Source organism: Paraburkholderia sp. WC7.3g (genome assembly GCF_050436345.1).
Classification (GTDB): Bacteria; Pseudomonadota; Gammaproteobacteria; order Burkholderiales; family Burkholderiaceae; genus Paraburkholderia; species Paraburkholderia podalyriae.
Map to the genome: position 1 here is coordinate 1,705,597 of NZ_JBNDMA010000004.1, position 19,949 is coordinate 1,725,545.

Here is a 19,949-nt window from a genome sequence, read left to right on the forward strand (position 1 = left end):
CTCCTGTACTTGTCCGCATCGCGTCATGAAGATCCTCGAATACACAGGCCTCGACACCTCACGCGTCAAGGCCAGCTACGACAAGGTGTCCGCGGCCATCGCTCGCCACGACTTCCGTGCTGCCCAAGTCAAGAAGCTCGCCAATCTGAGCCACGGCAAGTTCTACCGGGCGAAGCTGGATGACGCCGACCGGCTGTTGTTCTCGCTGGTGCGCCACGGAGATGAAGTCTGCGCACTGATGCTGGAAGTGATCGCCAATCACGCCTACGATAAGTCGCGTTTCCTGCGCGGCGCGGCGATTGACGAGAGCAAAATTCCAGACATCAGCGCTGATGACGCCATCAGGGAGGCGCAAGCTCTACGCTACCTTCATCCCGAGCGTACCGGCATTCACCTGCTCGACAAACCGATCTCGTTTGATGACACGCAGGAGACCATTTACCGACAGCCACCTCCCTTGGTTGTCGTCGGCAGCGCTGGCAGCGGCAAGACCGCACTGACGCTTGAAAAGCTGAAGCATGCCGAAGGTGAGGTCCTCTACGTCACTCACTCCGCCTTCCTGGCGCAGAGCGCTCGCGACCTTTATTACGCCAACGGTTTCGAGCATAGCGGTCAGGATGCCGTATTTCTGTCCTACCGGGAGTTTGTCGAGTCGATCCGCGTTCCGGCAGGACGCGAGGCTAGCTGGCGCGACTTTGCGGGCTGGTACTCCCGTATACGGCAGAACTTCAAGGATGTCGATGCCCACCAGGCTTTCGAGGAGATTCGCGGCGTGATTGCTGCCGGGTCGGGCGGTGTCCTGTCGCGCGACGAGTATCAAGCACTGGGGGTGCGTCAATCGATCTTTCCCGCAGAACGGCGCGACCAACTCTACAATCTGTTTGAGAAGTATCGCGCCTGGCTGGCCGAGGCAAAGCTCTACGACCTGAATCTGGTCGCCCAGGACTGGCAAGCGCTGGCTGCGCCGCGCTACGACTTCGTGGTTATTGACGAGGTGCAGGACATCACCACCGTGCAACTCGCGCTCGTGCTGAAAACCATGAAGAAGCCTGGCCATTTCATGCTCTGCGGGGATTCCAACCAGATTGTCCACCCCAATTTCTTTTCCTGGAGCCAAGTCAAGAGCCTGTTCTGGAAGGACCCGAAAATGGCCGAGCGGCAGGAATTGCGCGTGCTAATGGCCAACTTTCGCAACGGCCTGGAGGCCACTCGCGTCGCCAATCAGTTGCTCAAGATCAAGCAGCGGCGCTTCGGCTCCATCGACCGCGAGAGCAACTTCCTGGTCCAGGCCGTCGGCGGCGAGACCGGCCAGGTTACGCTGATACCCGACAAGGACGCCACCAAGCGCGAGCTGGACCAGAAAATTCGCCAATCCGCCCAGTTCGCCGTCCTGGTAATGCGCGATGAGGACAAGGCCGACGCCCGCAAGCACTTTGCCACGCCGCTGTTGTTCTCGATCCACGAAGCCAAGGGTCTCGAATACGAGAACATCGTGCTCTACCGTTTCATATCGGATCACCGGGGCGAGTTCAACGACATTGCCGAGGGCATCGCCAAGACCGATCTGGCGGTCGAGACACTGGATTACAAACGCGCCAAAGACAAGAGTGACAAGTCGCTCGAAGTCTATAAATTCTTCGTTAATGCCCTGTATGTAGCGCTGACGCGCGCCATCAAGAACATCTACATGATCGAGTCGGACACAGGGCATGATCTGTTCGGGTTGCTGGATCTGATCGTCGGCCAGACCAGGATCGAGGCCAAGCAATCCACGCTCGAAGACTGGCAGAAGGAAGCACGCAAACTCGACCTGCAGGGCAAGCAGGAGCAGGCGGAGGCCATCCGCCGCACCATCTTGAAGCAGGTCCCGGTGCCGTGGCCGGTGTTCGATGAGGCCAAGGTCAGGGAACTGCTGATCAAGGTCTTCCGCGAGCAGTCTCCGGGCAACAAGGGCAAGCAGCAACTCTTTGACTATGCCACCTGCTTCGATGAACCGCAGCTCGCCCAGTGGCTGGCAGTCGAGGCGAAATTCGAGCAGGCACGAACCTTTGATCAACAGCGCGCGGTGTTCGCCCGCAAGAGCTACGTCCCTTTCTTCGCCAACCGCTTCAAGGACATTCTCAGGCAGTGTGACCACCATGGCGTCGATCATCGTCTGCCAATGAACCAGACGCCGCTGATGGCCGCAGCTGCTGCAGGAAATGTGGCGCTGGTGGAAGCCCTGCTGGAGCGCGGTGCCGACCGCGATGCCGTCGATCACTATGGTCACAATGCCCTGCACTGGGCTTTGCGTCAGGCATTTGGCGATGCAAAGTTCGCTGCTGGCCCGCTGGCGGCAATCTATGATTGCCTGGCTCCGCCCTGCATTGATGTCAGAGCGGGTGATCGCTTGGTCCGCATCGACCGGCATCTATCTGAATACTTTCTGTTCCAGACCCTGTGGGTATTGTTCAAAGCCCGATTCAGCAAGATACGAGGCAATGCAGACAGCGCGTTCCAGACCCAAATCATCCTCGATGCCTGGCAACACTTACCCGCTAACATCGCGCGGCCAGAGCGCAACAAGCGCCAGCATCTTTCTGGCGTGCTGGCGAGGAACGAAATCGACAGGGACTATGCCTACAATAGATCCCTGTTTCTGCGCGTATCCACCGGGCGGTACCAGTTCAATCCCAAACTCGCTGTGCGTCGCCGCCAGGGCGAAGAAGAAAACTGGGTCCCGATCTACACGGCACTCAACCTCCCGTTGATTAGTGAGTTTGCCTACAACGACGGCTGGATCAGCACCTGGAACAATATCGACAAGCTTGTGGTCCTTGCCGGACTACCTGAACGAACCACACCCATCGCGGCTGAACGCTTCGCCGAGCGGCAAGCGGTCAAAATGAGGGAGTTGGACGACCGCAGAGCCAATCAACTTGCTGCCAAAGCACGCATTCGTGCAGCCGCCGAAGCCACCCAGAACAGAGCGCCACGATGGGGAACAAAGGAAGCCAAACGGCTTGAAATCGAACGTGTGAGACAGGAAATCGAAAGACGAAAGAAGGATTGACTTGCCGATATTTCTCTGGGGCGGCATGCGGCCAGGAGGCGCCATTCGCTCGCACCGTCGCTCGGACATTCAGACGTCGAGTCGTCCTTAGAAACGGCCGTAGAGGTCACCGCTGATCGAAGGGAACGTCAGGGTCAAACAGAGACGTCGCCGACCTTGACTCATCTAACCACGATAAAACTGATCATAAGCGCTGCCAGGCGCGAGCACGAGCGTATCGGATGCGAGCGTCCTGCGCGGCAGAATTGGGCGGCCGTCTGTCGTCCCGGCTATGACGATCTCGCGGCTGCCGCGATCGATGCTCGATATCGATAGCGCGCCCTGCTCGAAACGGATGTGGTTCTATTTCGCATGAAAGGCGTAGTCGATCTGATGGCTCGACGCGTCACAGGCGAGCAAGTGGCGGCGCTGCGCGGCGAACTGGGCGGCACGTTGCGCATTGGCGCCAGGCTGGACTCCTAACGAGGCTTTCCGTGCCGTCCACACCGATTGAGCGAGGGTGGCATGTCGCGCATATGTCGGAGCGGCGCCTGCCTCACGTCGCTAACGCGTTCCGGGAGTTCTTGATGCAGTCGGGGGCCGCCGTTACGCCACTTCTGCCAGCATCCCGCTGACCTCGGCCAGCGCTTGCCGTCGCAGTTCGCCGAGATCGACATTCGCCACGGCATCGTCCTCCACCACGCAGCGTCCGGCCGAGAATAGTGCCGCGACCGTCGGCCGTCCACCCGACGCAACCGGTCCGATCGCCGGATCGTGCAGGCCGAAGTAGCGGGGATCGTCGAGCCGGTACACGGCGATATCGGCCGAGTAGCCCGGCGCAATCCGCCCGACGCCTTGGAGCCCAAGCACGCGCGCGCCACCCGCCGTCCCCCAGTGCACGACCTCTTCCACCGAAGCGACGTCGGCGCCGCCTTCGAACGTGCCGCCGCGATAGACAGGTTGCGCCGCCATGCCGCGCCGCGCGCGCTGCGCGAGCCACGCCATGTGGACCTCGGAGATCATGTCGGCGGCTTCGTTGGACGCCGCGCCATCGACGCCGATCGACACCGGCACGCCCGCGTCCGCCATCTGGCGCACCGGCGCAATGCCGCTGCCGAGCCGCCCGTTCGATTGCGGACAATGCGCGACCCCGGTCCCGGTCTCGGCGAGCAGCGCGATCTCGCGCGCATCGAGCTTGACGAGATGCGCGTACCAGACATCGTCGCCGAGCCAGTCGTATTCGCCGCAGAACTCGACGGGCGTCGCGCCATGCATCGCCTTCGCGCTGTCCTGATAGCCAACCGTCTCCGACAGATGACTGTGCATCCTCAAGCCGAGCCTGCGCGCGACGCGGGCGATCTCGCGCATCTCGTGCGGCGAGATCGAATAGAGCACGGTGGTCGGCGCCATCGCGACACGACGCATCGCGCGCGGCGAGGCATCGTGATAAGTCGATGCCAGCCGCTCGATATCGGCGATATATGCATCGAGCGATTCGGGCCGAAGCGCGGTCGGCAACTCGGCTTCGAGCTGGCGCGTGCGCGTCGCACCGCCGCGCAGCAGCACGAAGCGCAGGCCGAGCTTGCCCGCTTCGTCGAAGAGGATCGCCGAACTGTCGAACGGCATGCCCGGGTAGTACAGATAGTTGTGGTCCGCGACCGTCGTGCATCCCGAGCGCATCAGTTCGATCAACCCGATGCGGGCAGCGAGGCGGAAGCGCTTCTCATCGAAGAGCGCGCGAAAGCGATATGGCGTCGCGGCGAGCCATGGCGTGAGGGAGGCGTTGAGTCCCGCAGGATCGCCCTTGAGCAGCGACTGGAAAAGATGATGATGCGTGTTGACCCACGCCGGATAGACCACGCAATCGGTGGCATCGACGATCGTCTCGCCTTCGCGCGGCGCGAGCCTGCCAATCGCTGCGATCGTCTCGCCTTCGATGCGGATGTCCGGTCCGTCGACGCGCGCCGGTTCTTCGGCGCTGCCGTCGCCGCCGGTCATGATGGCGGCTGCGTTGCGAATCAGTATGCTCATATCGATGGTCTCAGAGTTCGCTCTCGTGCCAGCCGCGCAAGCCGATGCGCGCGACCCACACGGTGATGCCGAACAGCACCACGCCCGTCAGCGTGATCAGAAAAAGCGCCGCAAAAAGGCGCGGAATGTTCAACTGGAATCCCGCCTGCAGAATCTGATAAGCCAGACCCGAACCGCTGCCGCCGGTTCCCGCGACGAACTCCGCAACGACCGCACCGATCAACGAAAGTCCGCTCGAAATCCGCAAGCCGCCGAAGAAATACGGCAGCGCGCTCGGGATGCGCAGACGCACAAGCGTCTGCCAGCGTGTCGCGCGATTGATGCGAAACAGGCTGACAAGGCCCGGATTAACGCTGCGCAAGCCGAGTGCGGTGTTCGAGATGATAGGGAACAACGCGACGAGCGTCGCGCAGATCACGAGCGCGAACGTCGTGTCCTTCACCCAGATGATGATGAGCGGCGCAATCGCGACAACCGGCGTGACCTGCAGCAAGATCGCGTAAGGAAAAAAGCTCGCCTCGATCAGCGGACTCTGCGCGAACAGCAGTGCGACCGCCACGCCCAGGACTGTCGCGAGTGCGAAGGCGAGCAGCGTGATCTTGAGCGTCGCGAGAAGACTCATGACGAGCATCGGACCATCGGCGACCAATTGCAGCGCGATGTCATGCGGCGCGGGCACGAGATACACCGGCACCTTGAAGAGTGCGCACCAGCCTTCCCAGACCAGCAGCATCAATATGCCGACGACGCAGGGGGCCAGCGCCTTCGCCACGCCGGGCCGCTGTAACAGCGGCGGGCTGCGCCGGCGCTCGGCTTTCGGATGCATCGCAGGCTTCGTTGCAAGCGTCTGACTGGTCATGATTGCGCTCCTTGTGTATCGACCTGCCTGTCTTCACTCGATGCCAGATGCGCGTCGGTGATCAGGTCCGACAGCGTCTTGCAATGCTGCATGAAGGGCGCCGACACGCGATACGCTTCGTCGCGTTCGGCCGGGCCGCCGATCGGCACGTCGGCGATGATACGCCCGGGCCGCGCCTGCATCACGACCACGCGTCCCGACAGAGACACCGCCTCATAGATGCTGTGCGTGACGAACACCACGGTCATGCCGCGCTTCCTCCAGAGCGCGCGCAGATCGGCATCGAGCTTGTTGCGCGTGAATTCGTCGAGCGCGCCGAATGGCTCGTCGAGCAGCAGCAGGTCGGGTTCCGTGACGAGCGCCCGTGCCAGCGACGCGCGCATCTGCATCCCGCCCGACAGCTCGCGCGGACGCACGTTGCCGAAGCCGCCAAGACCGACGTTCGCAAGCGCAACGGCGACCCGCGCATCGGCTTCGCGTCGCGGTACGTGCGCGAGGTCGAGCGGCAGGCGCACGTTGTCGGCAATCGACGCCCAAGGCATCAGCGTGGCTTCCTGGAACACCATCGACATGCGCCGCCCGACTGATCCGACGACACTGAACGGCTGGCCCCACCACCGCATGTGACCGTGCGTGGGTGTCTCGATGCCGGCGAACATCTTGAGCAGCGTGCTCTTGCCACAACCCGACGGTCCGAGCAGCGAGACGAATTCTCCCGCGCCGATGGTGAAGCGCACATCGTCCAGTGCGATCGTGCCGTTCGGATAGACCTTGTCGACACGCTGGACGGCGAGCGCCGTGTCCTTGCTGTCATCGCTCATGGCTTCATGCCTCCTCTGTATCGATGCGGAACACTTCGCGCTCGCCATGCTCTTCGAGTAGCTTGAGCAGCATGCGGCGCATCAGCAGTCCCGGCTGATCGGACGCCATGTGGCATTCCTGCTGGCGGCGCACGTCGATGCACGCGTCGTAGTCGGTAGCTTCGAGAATCTCGCGGTCTTCATCGGTGATCGGCCGGTCCCAGTCGATCAGCTCCTGGGTCGAACATTGCGCTTCGGTGTCGTTGCGATAGAGCCATTGCACGAGCATCATCGTCCTGTCGTCGATCGGCGTCGCGCAGTTGTAGATGATGTGATGCATGCCGCTTGCCGGATACATGCAGCCGAAGCGCCGCGCGAACGGCATGTACCATCGGTTCATCAGATGGCGCTCTGTGATGCCGTCGGTGGTGCCCGTGATGCGGAAGCTCGCTTGCGGATTGCGGATCGGCACGCGCGTCTCGGCCTCAAAGCCCCATTCGTTCGGACGGAACTCGTACTTCGATGGCTTCGGATCGTCGAAGAGACCGAAGTTCGACTTGTGCACGAAGCTGAAGTGCGAGTTGTCGAACGAATTCTCCATCATGCGCAGCGCGCTCGTGTTCCACTGTTCGTAGAACTGCAGGATGCGCCGGTAGCCCGGTGCGGCTTCCTCGGCAAATTCGGGAATCGGCTGCAGCGGATCGTCGAGCGCAACCCACGCGTAACCGTAGCGCTCCTCGCAGTGATACGACTGCACGATCGCGCGCGAGGGAATCTCGCCGCCTGCGTTTTGCGGAATGCGCACGCACTTGCCGCTGCAGTCGTAGGTCCAGCCGTGATAGCCGCAGGCGATGTTGCCATCGGCATCGACGAATCCCTTCGACAGCTTCGCCGTGCGATGGCAACAGCGGTCGCGCAGCGCATGCGGCTTGCCGCCCGCGCCTTTCCACAGGACGATCGGTTCGTTAAGCAGCGTGAACGGCTGCGGACCTTGGTCCAGTTGCGAGATCGGCATGACCGCGTACCAGAAGCGGCGCAGGACTTTCTGACGTGTGACCAGCATGATCGGACTCCTTGATCCCGTGACGCCCGCTCAGGGCATGACCTTCGCGTTCTGGATGTACTGCAGCGTATAGGCGCTCTTGTAGTCGGTGCTCGCCTTGAGCAGCTTCGCGCCGACCATGTAGTCGTAGGTCTTCTTCCAGCGCGTGTCGGTCATGGCGCCGATGCCGAGCGTCGATGCATCTCCGCCCGTCACGAGCTTCAGTTTCTTCAGTTGCGCCACGCCGAACGCGAGCTGCGCATCGGTCATCTCGGGATTGTCCTTCTTGATGAGCGCGTTGCCCGGCGCCGGATCGGCGAGATAGCTTTTCCAGCCTTCCATCGATGCCTTCACGAAGCGCGCGACGACATCGGGCTTCTCGGCAAGAGTCTTCTTCATGCCGACGATGGTGGTGTTGTAGGGCGGATAGCCGGCGTCGGCAAAAAGGAAAAAGTGCGTCTTCACCTTCGCGCGATCGGCCTGGAACGTCTCGGATGACGGATACGCCTGCATCGCGACGTTCGCATCAGCGAAGAACGGCTGGAGGTTGAACGTATAGGGACGCGTCTGACCGTCGCTATAGCCATACTTCTCCTTGAGCCAGGGCCACCACGACGCGCGGCCCGAGCCCGCGACGAGGATCGTCTTGCCTTTGAGGTCCGCGAGGCTCTTCACGTCGTCGTGCGTGAGCATGCCTTGCGGGTCGAACTGGAACGAGGCGGCGACCGTCGTCACCGGAATTCCCGCCTCGACGCTCGACAGCACCTGGAAGTCGTAGCCGAGAATGAAGTCGGCCTGGCCGCCGACGAGCAACTGCATGCCGTTGACCTGCGGGCCGCCCATCTTGATCGTGACGTCGAGCCCGGCTTTCTTGTAGAGGCCCGTGGCCTGCGCCTGATAGAAGCCGCCGTGCTCGGCCTGCGCATACCAGCTCGTCAGGATGATGATGTGATCGTCGGCATGCGCCGATGTCGTCGAACCGATACTCGCGGCCAGAACGATGCTGCTCAGGATGCGATGCAATACGCGCATGAAAAGGGCTCCCCTGTTAGAACGTAGGAAGACCATGCGGACGTAAGAACGTGTCGGGCACGATGCGCCCGGCGTGCCGGATGACGATCGAGGAAGATTCGGGGCGATTAACGCAACGCTTCCTGTCGACGGAATCCGGACGATTCCGTTCGAACGTCGAGGCTGGTCGACGTAGGCGCGCGATGCGCCCCAAGAGCAATGCCCCACGCCGGTCAGATACGCCGACGCTAGTTGCTTATACTCTGCAACGCTTTAAGCGATATCCATGCCAGACGTTCGTTGCCGGACTGGCGTACCTCGTGTCGTTGCAAGCCTGTCCGAGCCGGCGATACAGGGGCAGCGGCGCCCAATCGTGGGGCATGGGCGCACTGTCAAGGAACGCCTTTGGCCCTCACGGAGCCCGGATTGGATTCGGCCAAGCCAATTAACCAGTACATGACGGATTTCGGGGGCAATGGGTATGCGAGCGCCACCGCGCATCTGGACCGGATAGGCGGCTTATGTGGATGACCGATATAGCCGTCGCGTGCCGCCGATCGCTGGCTGTCGAGGTTGGATGGCCATGAAGAGACATCGGTTGCCTGTCGCCCTGGCGGCTCTGCCGCCCCAGAAGAACGTTGGTGCCGCAACGCGTCCACTGGGTTCGCACAATACTCGTGGTTGCCAAACGTCCGGCACCAATCCAGGGCTGGCTCACGTTGCGGGCGATCCGCTTTGCTGCACTTCGGGGGACGGCGGCACGGTATTCCATTCAATTGGGTGGCTGCTCGCCAGTCAACGATCAGGGCTTGCCGGTCGCCGTCGCAACTTTTACGCGAAGCAGCGGTTCACATCAAATGGCTTTCGCTCCTTCAGCATGTGGAAGCACGCACGCGCCAGCTTGTGTGCCAGTGCCTTGCGCGCGACCACCGGATTTGTCCTGGCTTTCTTGCGCTCGTAGAATTGCCGGGCTTCGGTGCTAAATTGCATCGCGAAGTTGGCCGCCTCGATGAATGCCCAGCACAGGTATGGAGTGGCGTTTCTGGTATTGCCCTCGCCCTTGCCGTTGCTCATGCGCTGCCTGTCCACGCACCGCGCGTCGACCCGCAAGTGGCGAGCGATCCTGCGAACGGGCCAATGGAGTTTGCCGTAACGGTCAAAGGCACAACGTTTCCGCTTTGGTACAGCGCGGAGCGTGGCGAGCTCTATACAAAGGATCCAACGGACGAAGCCGTTCACAAACTCGAAGGTATCGCTCGGGCGATGCGCAGGTGTTCTACATCCTTTCCTGACAGAGCCGTTGAACGTTGTTCCGTCGCCTATAGACATCGCCAGTTCTCTGACAATTGGCGTCGACCTTGTATTGGCCATACCGCCCTTCCCTGCGACTGCGGTATGGTCTCTGTCGTCGCGTCTCGCTGGCCGGGGCGGTTACCAGCGCGGCGCACCTTCCGCCAGTTGTGATATGCCCCGACCAAAAGAGAAATTCTCTCCTTCGAAAATCGACCGGTGGGAATGTGGGCGTGAAAAACTGGCATGATGTCTCCGTGGAGTTGATGCCGTATCCAGGCGCCGCCATGAATACGGCTGATTGAAGCGTTGACTGATTGAAGCGTTAGTAGCCGTTTAGATGCCGGCAGAGTAGCTGTAGCCGGGTCGAAAAATGTCTGGAGCGAATTCAATGATCAAGATGTTCAAGAAACCACGCGGTCGCCGCTAAACGGGCTTCGTCCAAACTCGCCCCGTAAGGATCGAAGTGCCCGCCGGGAATCAGTTTCAGGCGCTTAGGTTGTAGCGCACGCTCGTAGGCTTGCAACTCGAGATCCGTCATCGTTACACCATCGTGCGTCGCGACAATCATGAGTAGCGGCGTAGGCGAAATACGCTCGGCCCATATACCCGGCTCATACATGCGCGCGGCAAATGTCGAGCGCAGCGTGACGGTGTTGCTCCATGCGCCTTCTGGAAGTGCTTGCGTGTAGAATGCGACCGAGTCGGGCGCGCGGTAGGCCGCGAGTTCGGCTGGATTGCCGCTGACGACGGCTTGTATCCGGGGCGATTCGCCGCGATGCCGTGCGCGCAGATCATCCAACTGCAGTTGTTCAAATGCGGGTAAAGCGTCCGGCGAAACCCGACGCCGGCCCTGTTCATATCCGCTGATTGTCGGCACCTGCGATACGACGCACTTCAACCGTCGATCAGTGGCGCCCAGAACGAGAGCGTGTCCCCCGCTGTAACTGCTTCCCCAAATGCCAATCCGATCGGCATCGACTTCGGGGCGAGTCTCCAGCCAGGAGATCGCGCAACGCCAGTCGTTAACCTGTACCCACGGGTCGATGTCCTGACGCGGGAGACCATCGCTTGCCCCAAAGTTGCGATGGTCATGGACCAGCACAACAAATCCGGCATCGGCGAAAGCCTCGGCGAACGGCGCGAGTCCGTGTTCCTTGACTGCGGCAAATCCATGCGACATTGAAATCGCAGGGAAGCGTGTTCCGTCTCCTTCAGGCACAAACAGCCAGCCTCGCAATGTTAGACCGTCCCGGGTTTTGAATTCGATGTCTCTGCGCTTGTTCATCTTCGTGTTCGTTCAGCGGCGGGGATCCCTTGGGCAATGGTCCGTGCGGCTACGCCGGTCCTGTACTCCTTCGGCGCTCAAGAGGATCCGGTAGTGCCGATTGATGCGATTGACGCGATGGCTCATGCCTGTTTCCCCGCCGCAAGGCTAGTGCGGATCGCGCAATCGGGGCATTGGCCGCATCTCGAACAACCGGGCGATACCGCGGCTGCGATATGTGACTTTTTATTGGAAGTGTAGCGGTGATGCTTCCGCAGGTCGCGTAGGTCACGTAGGTCACGTTCGGTTGCAATAGGAGCATATGGGCGTATATTTTCGCAATCAGGAACTATCGAGAATATGCAAATGACAAGGACAGAAGGCAAGCTTCCCAACATAGACGGCCGGTGCAATTGTCTCGCCGCGAGGCAAGCTTCGCGCTATCTGACCGCGGTGTATGACCGGGCGTTGAGTCCCGTCGAGCTTCGGATCACGCAATTTTCGATTCTTCACAAGCTCGTCAAAGGTGGCCCGCTCGCGATGGGCGAGTTGGCCGGAAAAATGGCCATGGATCGGACGACACTGACCTCGAACCTGAAACCGTTAGAGCGGGACGGATTGATCGATATCGTTCCGGGCGAGGACCGGCGCTCGAAGCAGGCGGTCGTGACGAAGGCGGGGCTCGCAAGATACAAAATGGCCCTGCCGCTGTGGAGCGAAGCTCAGTCGAAGTTCGAGGGTGCGTACGGCGCGTCACCTGCTGCACGTCTTCGAGATGCCTTGCGAGCGGTGCTGGACAGTGGGTTTGACCCTTGGGCAGACAGTTCAGTCGACGCTCAAGCGTAGTACGGCCTGAGATACGAAAGCGGACAATCTTGCGGCCGGTAGACGTGTCGGACCTTTTGGATTGACAGAAGCGTATCAACATATTTACTGGAGACGAGAATGAGCGAGCAACACCTTGTTGATGCATGCAGGAAGGCATTCACCGGATTCGAGCGTAACGACAGAACTGACCTGGTTGCCGCGTTAGCCGATGATGTCGAGTTCGAATTTTCAGATTCGCGGCCGTATGGGGGAAAGTACACGGGAAAGGAGGAATTTCTCTCATTCTGGGCGCACGTGTACAAAGAATACGAGTACTTCAATTATGACCTGAGGACGGTCGTTGAGGCTGACGGCTACATCTTCGTGCCTGTGGTTGCACGCGCGAAAACAAAGACGGGGTTCTCAATGGAGAACGAGCATCTTTTCCTCTTCAAAGTGAGCGATGACGGCAAAATAACTTATGGCTGCATATACGCAGATACAGCGCGGGGGCGTGATGTCCTCGAAGGCCGTGAACCGCGCCGTTACCCGAAACTTATTCTGACTTGAGGATACAAGCGGGATACTGGATTTGACGTTCCGAGCGCCGGATGGTTGTTGAGATGCTGCAGATTTTTGCTCGGCGCAATGCGCACGCCGTTACCGTTGTCTGCTTCCTGTTCGACATTCCGAGAAACGCGGCGCGCGACATGCAAAGCTTCGGGAATCACCGTCCAGACGGTTCGAGTCATTGACGTCGATCGACTCTCCACGCGGGCTAGCGGCGCTTTCACCCAACCTGGCTGTCGCTATACGCCGCCAGGAATTCATGTGAGGCAATCAGGTCCGCTAACGCGCGCAGCGTGGCCGCGGAATACCGAACGTGAACAGATTGCGAAATCAGGCATAACCCCTCTTCAAAGATGGTAGGTGATGCCCAAGCGCACGGCGGCCAAGGACCTCATGTCCCCCGAGAGTGCCCTACCTATATGCGCCAGTCACATGAGAACGAAGACTATTGCACCGGAAAAATAAATCAGCGGCGATATCCCGAATCTGAGTGGGTGTTTCCATTGCCGCTCAGTGAAGGATTATTCCACCACCGGGCAGTTGCGAACCGTAAGCGATCAGACTGTGAAGATCCGCGCACCGCACCCATGAGGTACGCGTCGTAATCGCCCCTGTATCGGTGCTGCCAGGAAGCGAGCGTCACCATTGCTTGCCGTTTAATCGCCTGGGCCCTTTCATGCTTTCCGACTCCATGGCCGCATTCCGTTCCTCGCCCGCCTCGATGGGTTCCATCGCTTCGTCGACCGACGCCATTGCGCGCTCGGCGGCAGCTTTCATTTCGTCTGCCGGGGCATCGAATTCGTCGTTGCCGTCGTTTGGGGGCTGCAGCATGTCTTTGAGCATCGCGTTCAGTTCTGCTGTATCCCACGGCAGGCCACGCTGCGTTCGGACCTTTATGTAGTGCCTTACTTCCGCGTCCTGTTCCGCGGTAAGCGGCAGCCCTCGGAAGGTGCTTGTAGGGTCAGAGTTTGCCATGGCTTTCTCCCGCTTCGATTGCTCTTTCAGTGTAGCTCCATTGTGACCCCGAAAGCCGTAATGGCAGGGTGCTTGTGCTCGCTCTTGAAAGGGATCGGATGCTGGGCAACGACAGGCAAAAGACGGCCAGTTTCTGCCGTTCGCCCAACCCACGAAGCAGCCACTCGAATGGCTGGTTCGCATCGGAAACCTGCCCGGTAACTTGCCAGTCCCGTCGACCTTTGCCGACATTCGGGCGGACCGGGGCTTACGTCAGTAATGTCGAGGATTGCTGACGGCGGCGGCGTTAAGCAGCCGGACGGCAGTTTCCCGCATGAGCGAACTAGCGCTCTCGACGCGAAGCAAACGGTTATCCGTATCACTTAGGATGGTTGGCAGCAAGGCGCCAACGCCGCCCTGTCGTCGTGCTTTGCGGCGATACGGGTGTATTGCGCCTCCCGCGCAGCCCGATCAGGCGAGACCAGCGCGGCGCAATGGTTGCTCATCGAGTGGCCCAAAGCAGAAGTCGAGCCGACCACGTACTTCCTCAGTACGTTGCCGGCTGATACGCCTATCAAGGAACTCGTGCGACTCGCAAAACTGCGCTGGCGTATTGAGCGCGATTACCAGGAGCTCAAGCAGGAACTCGGCTTGGAGCATTTCGAGGGACGCGGCTGGCGCGGCTTTCACCACCACGCGACGCAGTGCATCGCGACCTACGGCTTTCTCGTCACCGAACGTTTGGTGGTGCAAAAAACTCGAGTTCATCGGTTACTCGGCGAGGTGTCTTCCTTACCCGAAGGCTTCCGGCCCCGGGCCGCCCCTACGTAAGCAGCGACACGTGGCGGATTCCATCACAACGTCGCGATTGGAACTTGCCGCCGCCTTACTTGCTTGCCTTGAACGGTGCCCGTGCTGCGGCCGGAAAACCGCCTGGTTGTTAATACAGTAGTACTAGTTGAATGAAATGATGGCGACACTCGCCAAGCGGTAGCGAACAAGACGCTACTGCGGCGCCTTGCTCAATGCCTTCCAAACGACTTTAGCCGCCGCCAGAAATGCGTTCGGATCGGGTGCGTTGTCCCCGGCGCGCCGAAGGAAAACGAGCAAACCTTGCAATTGCGATACGAGCAGCGCGCCGCGAAGCGCACATTCCCCCGACGTCAGCGCAGGGTTGATTTTCGCAACGAGGCCCGTGAATATGTCCTGGAATTCAGCGGTGATTTCCGCCGAAAGCTTGCGCGCAAAATCCTCACGCTCAGCGAGACTCCAGTGTTCGAGAGCGAACGCGGCGGTTCTGGCATCGGGTGCCATGATTCCGGCGAACGTCTCATCCATGATCGCATCAAGGCGGGCTTCAGGCGATAGCAGCTTGTCTTTCGCAAGGGCGCGAAAAAGCTCGATGTAACGGTCCGCCATTGCCTTCAGCGTGGCTCTTAGCAGGTCTTCCCGAGTACCGAAGTAGTGCTGCAATGTACTCAAGCGAATGCCCGCATCGCTCGCGACCTTGCGTTGGGTGAACCCCGCGTTCCCCAAGGTCGCGAAGACGTTCATCGAAACTTCGATGATCTCCGGCACGCGCGTCACTCGATTGCCTCGATGCTTGAGCTCAGTTGCTGAATCCGTGCCAAGCATCTGTGCCGATGTAATGGTGATGTCCTTCATCCCCGCTCCATTCCTTCAGTATCGATTGCGAGCCCTCGCGGCTATCGCTCTCTGTCACATGACCTATTCATCGTAGGTCAAAAAACCAATTAAGCATAGACAGAATGATCGTTAGGCAGGCCTAAGGCGCAGAGTTGCAATGTGGTAGTTACTTCACAGGCGCTAGATCATCTTACTTATCAGTACTTTCCCTTTCAAAAAATCGAGCTTGAATATTGGTCATTTGACCGCTAGTATTTGGTCATGAGACCAATAAAACATCGCAGACAGACGGGCGGCATCAACGGCAAGTTGGTTGAAGGAGCAGTAGTGATGGACACCCAGGAGAAATCGTTGCGTTGGCTCATCGAAAAATGGGTTGCGCCAACTCCGTCCGCGCCGGTTCGCCTGACTCGGTACAGTCGTGCGAAGTCGGGCCACGGTCGTTGCGTACGGGTTGAGTCGTTGCGCGACACGGGCTCGCTGACACTCTTCTTTTTCCGTCATGATGACGGATTTTGGTGCGTGTTCCCGCCCTCATCGGCACGGCCTGCGATGCGTGCTTACGCGCTGGCAGCGTGAGCGGGTCCGCAGGCGTAGAGCGCAATAAAGTTGTCAACGTTGGGACATTAAAATTGTCAACTCGCAGGACCCCACTGCATTAAATGCCCTGAAAGCTTGCTGGGCAATGGATTCCGGGACGCGAATTAAACATGTCAATTGCTCGAGCCCCTCATCAGCATATTTCCACAACGCGTAGACGCTGCGCGCTGATACCGATCGCCGACTAAAGAAGATTCGTCACGGCGATGTCGCTGAACGTCGCTTCGCCGTCGTCGGCAAATACCGAGATCCGGTTGTCGGTCGACGCCGGAAAGATGAGATCGGTGATGACTCTGCGGCCGTGATCGGCGAATACTTCCACCGAGTTCCTGTCGACTACGATGGTGAGCGGCAGCTTGCCGTTCTCCAACGGCAGATTGACGATGTGCTGCTTGCTGAATGCGTTCGAAAAACCGGTCTCTCCAGACTTCGAACGGTCGAGTGTCAATGTCCGGCTAGTCGTGTCGTAGAAAATACGGGTGCCGACCTCTCCATTCTCCGAGCCCCTTACGATGATGCCGGCACGCCGGGCGGAATGTGGGCTAATCGTCAAAGCGATGTTCTGCACGATGCCTCGCGTGGATACAGCAAGCTGCTGCGTCGCCGACGACACGCTGAATGTGTTCACGCGCGGGGTCTTATCTTCGCGCAAGAGGCGCGCGTATTGCTCGATTGGCGTAGAGATGAGTCGCGGCACGCCGCCGACGGTCTTGAGTGCGAGCAAGCGCGGCAGCGCCATCGCTCCCTTCCATGGTGTGGTGGGCACCTGCTGGGCGTAGTCCCAGTTGCTCATCCAGCCTAGCGTGATTGCGTCGCCGCCCGGAGCGTTGGTGATGGTCCCGGCTGCGTAATAGTCGGCGCCGTGATCGAGCCACTGATAGTCCGCGGGATCCGCACCTGCCGTCGGCACATGCTCCGGCGTGAACGTCTTACCGTCGAAGTTGCCGACGAAATACATCGCGCCGGATCCACCGGCAATCGACCATGGATTGACGTTGAGAATCATGACCCACTTCTGCTGGCGACTATCGCCGTCGAGCAGAAGCGGAAATAGATCCGGCATTTCCCAGAGCGCTTCTCGATGAGGAACGCCGAGAAGACTGAAGTCGCTCAGGAATGTCCAGTCGATCAGGTTATTCGAGCGGTAGATCTTGACCACGTGCGCGTCCGCGACAACGGTGGTCATCAGCCAGTAGCCGCCCTGCGCGTACCACGACACCTTAGGATCACGAAAGTTTTTGGATTCCGGATCGAGCGTCAGCACGGGATTGCGCGAATACTGTCGCCATGTCTTGCCGTCGTCAGTACTGTATGCAAGCGATTGCGCCTGGGTGCCGGCCTCATGCCCGGAGCCGGCTTTGTACATGCTCGTGTAAAGCGCCACCAGAGGCGGCGAATTCGCCGCGCCCAAACCCGACGTATTGTGCGCGTCTACGACAATCGAACCCGAGAAGATCTCTTCCGTTTCCTCCGCGCGCATGGCAACCGGTTGTTCATGCCAGTGCATCAGGTCGCGACTGGTGGCATGTCCCCACGACATATCGCCCCAGAAATTGCCGTTCGGATTGTACTGATAGAACAGATGATAAAGGCCCTTGTAGTACACCAGCCCGTTTGGATCGTTCATCCAGTTGCGCTGCGGCGTGTAGTGAAGCACCGAACGCCATTGCGGCGTGCCGACATCGGCGGCTTGTGCCGTGGCGGATGGAGTCGGCGATGCGGCGCAGGCCGCGGCTGAAACGGCCAGCGCGCCAAAAAGCCAGGCCGCCAGCGAGCGTTGGAAAAGAAAGAAGGGATACAGCAGTTCATGCATGAGTGGTCGTTTCCTCGGTGCTACAAGGCGGAAGACGGAAGACGTAGCGTCATGCCGCCTCCGGAAAGCGCGATCGATGCGCCTCGTGGAGCGACGACCCGCGAATGATGGTGCCGCGGCGGGCGCTGCCCGTGGTCAACCCGCGGCGCGCCGTCTCGCGCATGGCGCGGTTCACCGTGTTCAAGTGCAGGCCGAGGAAATCGGCGAGCATGCGCTGCGACGGCAAGCGGTCGCCGGCCTTGAAGCCCCCGGCGCGTATCGCCGTTTCGATTTCATCCGCTATGGCGAGATACGCGGGGCCGCCGTGCGCGGACAGATCCGGAATCCATCTGCTCATGGCGCCTCGCTCATACTCGCGTTGGTGATTTCGTGGGCGGATGGCAGATCGGACCGCCATCCGCCCACGGACGATAGACAGACTTACTGGGCGCCGTTGCCGTTGCCGTTGCCGTTGCCGTTGCCGTTGCCGTTGCCGTTGCCGTTGCCGTTGCCGTTGCCGTTGCCGTTGCCGTTGCCGTTCGCCGGCAGGTTCGCCGGAATATCGCCATAGCCGCCCAGCCCGCCCTTGCCGTACGACCGGTCGACAGAGGTCGAGATGCCGCTGATGCTGATCTTCGCAGTCGGCGCGAGCGTGCCGCCGCGGCGCGGGCCGATCGCGTCGATGAACGACTCGACGAGGCCGCCTGGCATGACGTAGTGCGAGTACGACTGGAACGCGCGCGGATTCTGGTTCGGGTCCTGCGCATAAGGCGCGCCGACCGGCATATCGAAGTCGGTCGGATTGCCGAGCACAAGACCGCTGCCCTGGTTCAGCGGCAGGAAGTCGCTGCGGATGCCGTTGCCGACGAAACCGTACACGCCGTCCGGACCGTCCACACCCGCGGCCATCGTTCCCCGGTGACTGATCGTGAACAGGTAGTACTTGCCGTCCTTCATATAGATCTGCGGGCGCTCGGTCTGATCGTCCACGCAGTTCGCCGACAGGAGCGGCGGCAGGAACTTCCACTGCGTGAGGTTTTTGTCGGTCGCGACTGCAAGACCGACGTTCGCCTTCTGGTAGACAGCGCCCGAGTTCATCACGGTATTCAGGTCTTCACGATATGGATCGTTGGGCGCATAACCCAGATCCGCTTCGGTGCAGGTGCGTGCGCCGCGCGGCCCGCCCGTGTTGCCTTCGAACACCATGTACGTCTTGCCCGGATGAGCCGGATCGGTGAAAACGAAGGGATCGCGGAACGAATAGTAGGTGTTCTGCTGCCCCGTTTGATACATCTGGCCGTCGGGCTGCAGCAGCGCCTGGTGGTTGTCGAAACCATCGAACCAGACGTGTTTATCGTCTGCATGAATGTGGCCGTCCGTGCGCGTGATGATCGCGATTGGCGGCGTGATGTCCTGCCCGCCCGCGCCCGAGCGGTTGAACGACAGCGCCGTGTAGTAGAGGCTCACGTTGTTACCGTTCATCAAACGCGCGGAGCCGGACCATTCCGCATTGTTTGTCATCGGCGCGGTGCCGAAGACCTTGGCGCTTGCCCCGTCCGGAAAGAGATGGCCGCCCCACGTCCAGCCGCCATCCGCCGGACGCTGCGACGCCGGAATCCCCGCCGGCCGATAGAAGAAGCCGATACGCGCGTGCACGTGGCGGTCGTCGAACGTATAGCCCGCGTGCGGATCCGCCGTCAGCGAAAAGATCACTTCCCAGCCGTTGTAACTCAACTGGTTCGCGCGCAGGTCGGCCAGCGGCCACGTATCCCAGACCCATACGTTCGGATTGATCAGCGGGAAGTCCTGGGCGATGTCCGGCATGGTCAGCGAGGCGGGCAATGAGTTCTTGTCCGCAGCCGTCGCGGTGTGGGACTGCGCCTTGATCTGACGGATGTCGGCGCGCGTCCAGCGCATAGTGAAACTATCCTCCGGGTCGTAGGCCTGCTGCGAGTGCGGGGTCGGTGCGGGAAATCCCGCGCCGGTGGATTGGGCGAGCGCCGGTACCGCAGCCGCTGCGAGTAGCGAGCCGGAGATGAGGCTGGTCCGCAGGCGGGCACGGTTCGAGATCTTTTGCGGGGATCGAAGTGAATTCATAGGGTTCGCTTCCTGAAAGGGTCGAAAAAAGTAGCTGAGCAAGATATTTAAAGGCCACGTCCAAACCGGTTTGAATGCTAATCCAAACCGGTTTGGACGTCAAACGTTTGCGTGGACGTGTAGGATGTGCGTACTTCGGCATGCCGGCCGT

At 60.3% G+C, this 19,949-nt stretch carries 15 protein-coding genes, 2 pseudogenes and 1 riboswitch; of the genes and pseudogenes, 5 read left to right on the top strand and 12 right to left on the bottom strand.

Annotated features, from left to right (window positions below; translation table 11 throughout):
• Positions 1–25 precede the first annotated feature (25 nt).
• Positions 26–3,052, top strand: coding sequence for an ankyrin repeat domain-containing protein (locus OKW43_RS41430; RefSeq protein ID WP_429454626.1), 3,027 nt, complete (start codon positions 26–28; stop codon positions 3,050–3,052).
• Between the two features lie 585 nt (positions 3,053–3,637).
• On the opposite strand, the gene OKW43_RS41435 is transcribed toward OKW43_RS41430, so the two are convergent.
• The 7 genes and pseudogenes from OKW43_RS41435 to OKW43_RS41465 all read right to left on the bottom strand — a co-directional run bounded on the left by OKW43_RS41435 (position 3,638) and on the right by OKW43_RS41465 (position 11,352).
• Positions 3,638–5,062: an amidohydrolase family protein gene (locus OKW43_RS41435; RefSeq protein WP_429454628.1), complete on the bottom strand. Its 1,425-nt coding sequence runs from the start codon at positions 5,060–5,062 to the stop codon at positions 3,638–3,640.
• Positions 5,063–5,072: 10 nt separating this feature from the next.
• Positions 5,073–5,888, bottom strand: coding sequence for an ABC transporter permease (locus tag OKW43_RS41440; RefSeq protein ID WP_187638527.1), 816 nt, complete (start codon positions 5,886–5,888; stop codon positions 5,073–5,075).
• Between the two features lie 29 nt (positions 5,889–5,917).
• A complete protein-coding gene (locus OKW43_RS41445) occupies positions 5,918–6,742 on the bottom strand; it encodes an ABC transporter ATP-binding protein (RefSeq protein ID WP_187638513.1) in 825 nt (274 codons plus the stop codon).
• Between the two features lie 4 nt (positions 6,743–6,746).
• Positions 6,747–7,784 (bottom strand): Rieske 2Fe-2S domain-containing protein, encoded by a 1,038-nt coding sequence (locus tag OKW43_RS41450; protein WP_429454630.1) that lies wholly within the window; start codon positions 7,782–7,784, stop codon positions 6,747–6,749.
• A 30-nt stretch (positions 7,785–7,814) separates the two neighbouring features.
• Positions 7,815–8,795: an ABC transporter substrate-binding protein gene (locus OKW43_RS41455; protein ID WP_187638511.1), complete on the bottom strand. Its 981-nt coding sequence runs from the start codon at positions 8,793–8,795 to the stop codon at positions 7,815–7,817.
• An 810-nt stretch (positions 8,796–9,605) separates the two neighbouring features.
• A pseudogene (locus OKW43_RS41460) lies at positions 9,606–9,872 on the bottom strand (IS110 family transposase); the annotation flags it as partial.
• A 580-nt stretch (positions 9,873–10,452) separates the two neighbouring features.
• The gene (locus OKW43_RS41465) at positions 10,453–11,352 is read right to left on the bottom strand and encodes an alpha/beta hydrolase (protein WP_429454633.1); all 900 of its coding nucleotides are present in this window, start codon (positions 11,350–11,352) and stop codon (positions 10,453–10,455) included.
• Between the two features lie 36 nt (positions 11,353–11,388).
• On the opposite strand from OKW43_RS41465, the gene OKW43_RS41470 reads away from it, so the two are divergent.
• From OKW43_RS41470 to OKW43_RS41480, 3 genes are all read left to right on the top strand, one after another.
• A complete protein-coding gene (locus tag OKW43_RS41470; RefSeq protein ID WP_376776493.1) occupies positions 11,389–11,592 on the top strand; it encodes an alpha/beta fold hydrolase in 204 nt (67 codons plus the stop codon).
• Positions 11,593–11,697: 105 nt separating this feature from the next.
• Positions 11,698–12,177, top strand: a complete 480-nt coding sequence (locus OKW43_RS41475) for a MarR family winged helix-turn-helix transcriptional regulator (protein WP_187638508.1) — start codon at positions 11,698–11,700, stop codon at positions 12,175–12,177.
• 99 nt (positions 12,178–12,276) lie between these two features.
• On the top strand, positions 12,277–12,708 hold the full coding sequence (locus tag OKW43_RS41480) for a nuclear transport factor 2 family protein (RefSeq protein ID WP_429454635.1): 432 nt from the start codon (positions 12,277–12,279) through the stop codon (positions 12,706–12,708).
• A 358-nt stretch (positions 12,709–13,066) separates the two neighbouring features.
• A riboswitch (ZMP/ZTP riboswitch) is annotated at positions 13,067–13,150 on the bottom strand.
• 197 nt (positions 13,151–13,347) lie between these two features.
• Here the strand turns inward: OKW43_RS41480 and OKW43_RS41485 are convergent.
• Positions 13,348–13,683 (bottom strand): hypothetical protein, encoded by a 336-nt coding sequence (locus OKW43_RS41485; RefSeq protein ID WP_187638506.1) that lies wholly within the window; start codon positions 13,681–13,683, stop codon positions 13,348–13,350.
• A 372-nt stretch (positions 13,684–14,055) separates the two neighbouring features.
• On the opposite strand from OKW43_RS41485, the pseudogene OKW43_RS41490 reads away from it, so the two are divergent.
• Positions 14,056–14,493, top strand: a pseudogene (locus OKW43_RS41490) (transposase); the annotation flags it as partial.
• A gap of 174 nt (positions 14,494–14,667) precedes the next feature.
• Here OKW43_RS41490 and OKW43_RS41495 read toward each other — a convergent pair.
• The 4 genes from OKW43_RS41495 to OKW43_RS41510 all read right to left on the bottom strand — a co-directional run bounded on the left by OKW43_RS41495 (position 14,668) and on the right by OKW43_RS41510 (position 19,798).
• Positions 14,668–15,327, bottom strand: a complete 660-nt coding sequence (locus tag OKW43_RS41495) for a TetR/AcrR family transcriptional regulator (RefSeq protein ID WP_187638504.1) — start codon at positions 15,325–15,327, stop codon at positions 14,668–14,670.
• 766 nt (positions 15,328–16,093) lie between these two features.
• Positions 16,094–17,722: a glycoside hydrolase family 32 protein gene (locus OKW43_RS41500; RefSeq protein WP_429454638.1), complete on the bottom strand. Its 1,629-nt coding sequence runs from the start codon at positions 17,720–17,722 to the stop codon at positions 16,094–16,096.
• Positions 17,723–17,771: 49 nt separating this feature from the next.
• Entirely contained in the window at positions 17,772–18,059 is a 288-nt protein-coding gene (locus OKW43_RS41505) for a GntR family transcriptional regulator (RefSeq protein WP_429454640.1), read from the bottom strand.
• An 83-nt stretch (positions 18,060–18,142) separates the two neighbouring features.
• Positions 18,143–19,798, bottom strand: a complete 1,656-nt coding sequence (locus OKW43_RS41510) for a glycoside hydrolase family 68 protein (protein WP_429454642.1) — start codon at positions 19,796–19,798, stop codon at positions 18,143–18,145.
• Positions 19,799–19,949: the final 151 nt, after the last annotated feature.

Bases quoted from the DNA above. Each gene is read 5' to 3' on its own strand.
- OKW43_RS41430 (WP_429454626.1), top strand. From the start codon at position 26: ATGAAGATCCTCGAATACACAGGCCTCGACACCTCACGCGTCAAGGCC.
- OKW43_RS41435 (WP_429454628.1), bottom strand. From the start codon at position 5,062: ATGAGCATACTGATTCGCAACGCAGCCGCCATCATGACCGGCGGCGAC.
- OKW43_RS41440 (WP_187638527.1), bottom strand. From the start codon at position 5,888: ATGCATCCGAAAGCCGAGCGCCGGCGCAGCCCGCCGCTGTTACAGCGG.
- OKW43_RS41445 (WP_187638513.1), bottom strand. From the start codon at position 6,742: ATGAGCGATGACAGCAAGGACACGGCGCTCGCCGTCCAGCGTGTCGAC.
- OKW43_RS41450 (WP_429454630.1), bottom strand. From the start codon at position 7,784: ATGCTGGTCACACGTCAGAAAGTCCTGCGCCGCTTCTGGTACGCGGTC.
- OKW43_RS41455 (WP_187638511.1), bottom strand. From the start codon at position 8,795: ATGCGCGTATTGCATCGCATCCTGAGCAGCATCGTTCTGGCCGCGAGT.
- OKW43_RS41465 (WP_429454633.1), bottom strand. From the start codon at position 11,352: ATGAACAAGCGCAGAGACATCGAATTCAAAACCCGGGACGGTCTAACA.
- OKW43_RS41470 (WP_376776493.1), top strand. From the start codon at position 11,389: ATGGTCCGTGCGGCTACGCCGGTCCTGTACTCCTTCGGCGCTCAAGAG.
- OKW43_RS41475 (WP_187638508.1), top strand. From the start codon at position 11,698: ATGACAAGGACAGAAGGCAAGCTTCCCAACATAGACGGCCGGTGCAAT.
- OKW43_RS41480 (WP_429454635.1), top strand. From the start codon at position 12,277: ATGAGCGAGCAACACCTTGTTGATGCATGCAGGAAGGCATTCACCGGA.
- OKW43_RS41485 (WP_187638506.1), bottom strand. From the start codon at position 13,683: ATGGCAAACTCTGACCCTACAAGCACCTTCCGAGGGCTGCCGCTTACC.
- OKW43_RS41495 (WP_187638504.1), bottom strand. From the start codon at position 15,327: ATGAAGGACATCACCATTACATCGGCACAGATGCTTGGCACGGATTCA.
- OKW43_RS41500 (WP_429454638.1), bottom strand. From the start codon at position 17,722: ATGCATGAACTGCTGTATCCCTTCTTTCTTTTCCAACGCTCGCTGGCG.
- OKW43_RS41505 (WP_429454640.1), bottom strand. From the start codon at position 18,059: ATGAGCAGATGGATTCCGGATCTGTCCGCGCACGGCGGCCCCGCGTAT.
- OKW43_RS41510 (WP_429454642.1), bottom strand. From the start codon at position 19,798: ATGAATTCACTTCGATCCCCGCAAAAGATCTCGAACCGTGCCCGCCTG.